Here is a 1793-nt window from a genome sequence, read left to right on the forward strand (position 1 = left end):
CTAAACCATTCCTGTTAAGGCTAAGAAATGGCCTTTGTCAAAAAAGGAGCGCCTCGGTATGATGGGTTTGTCCAAGGGTTAATTACCCAACACCATCAAGGAGGCGCTCTTATCATGAAGTTTAAACAATCAGAAGTACAAAATCAACGGATCGAACGAATTACCACCTCACACCTAGTTGTGGGGATCGACATGGCCAAGGAAACACATGTAGCACAGGTTACGAATTATCGTGGGATCGTGCTGACGAATCGGCATCTATCATTTAGCAACACCATGGAGGGTTTTGAAAAGCTACAACGTTGGATGGAAGCCATCCAGCAAAAGCACCGTTTAAGCAGCGTAATCATTGGTATGGAGCCGACAGGGCATTATTGGTGGAACTTAGCCAACTGGCTTACACATAAAGGATTGCAAGTCGTCTTGGTCAATCCAGCAACGACCAAGCGCAATAAAGAAAACCGTGACAATTGCCAATCGAAGAGTGACCCAAAAGATGCACTTGTCATTGCAGATGTAGTAAGCCGAGGCTACTACTATGAACATACGAAACAGACCCACGTGTTTCAGCGGTTGCGAACCCTGATGAGCGATCGAGAATTTTGGGTTACAAACAGTGTTCGGTTACAGAATCGCATCATTCGTTGGCTGGATATCCGCTTTCCGGAGTACAGTTCGGTTTTTAAGGATTGGACCTGCAAACGTTCAATGGCCACACTGAAGGAGTTACCTACGCCTCAGGATCTTGCAGGACGGTCTATACCGGAGATCATTGCGATATGGAGAAAACATATGCAACGGGCAGGCGGTTCTACAGGCACACAAAAGGCTGCTGAGCTCATTGCATATGCTAAGCGGAGTGTAGGAGACGTTACAGCTTTAACCGAAGCAAAGCAAGATTTTGTACGTCTAATTGCAGAGTTCGAACGAATTACGGATATGTTAGGAGACATCGAAAAGCAACTCCACGCATTGCTAGAGGAGATTCCCGTGGCCGTTCAGCTCCGTTCCATTAAGGGCCTTGGTCCGATCTTCGTCGCGGCCATCTTAGCAGGTGCAGGTGACCTTAGACAGTATGAACATGGGCGTCAGTTACTGCGCAAAGCCGGTCTGAATCTCGCAGAAAGTACATCGGGGAAAAGGAAAGGACAGATCATCATCTCCAAACGAGGAGATTCCAGCCTAAGGAAATACCTATACTTAGCGACCATTCAACTCATCGGAATTAATCCGATCTTTCAAGAATTGCATCAGCACAATGTTCAAGTAAAGCACATGAAAAAGCAACAGTCTGTCTTCAAGCTTGTGGGTAAAGTAGCACGAATTCTGATCGGTATGGTCCATCGAGCAGAAACATTCTCTCCCGAAAAAGCCAGCTATCTCGTTTCACAAGCAGCTTAAGGTATTGACCCGTCACGTATATTGACTCGTTCGCGGGATTTTGACAAAGAAAGCACGGAGAACCGAGTTACTGCCCAAAAAGGGCTTAGACCCGTCCGCTAAACGCAATCGGTCTCCACACCTTGGATAAGTATGACGATGGAATGTAAGGGCATAGACCCGTCGAGCCATGGGATGGTAAACACCAGGGCACTTGTGGAGTTTGCGTGCAGTAGAGTGAAGCGAAAGGGAATGGCTGAAGCGATTCCTCTGTTCCCGCATGCCCAAATACTGGACTGACGGCTCTCGCCTCATGCTTTCCCCACCTTCATTTCTAATCCATGGTGATGAAATCCTGCGAATGAGTGAGTATATGTGAGATAAACCCTTAAAACCGAGGGACGGGCAGTTTA

Annotated in this window: 1 protein-coding gene; it reads left to right on the plus strand. The window is 47.1% G+C overall.

Annotated features, from left to right (window positions below; translation table 11 throughout):
* The first annotated feature begins 114 nt into the window (after positions 1 to 114).
* On the plus strand, positions 115 to 1401 hold the full coding sequence (locus tag NNL21_RS35955; RefSeq protein ID WP_256555719.1) for an IS110 family RNA-guided transposase: 1287 nt from the start codon (positions 115 to 117) through the stop codon (positions 1399 to 1401).
* Positions 1402 to 1793: the final 392 nt, after the last annotated feature.

This window comes from Paenibacillus mendelii (assembly GCF_024498075.1).
Lineage (GTDB): Bacteria > Bacillota > Bacilli > Paenibacillales > Paenibacillaceae > Paenibacillus_Z > Paenibacillus_Z mendelii.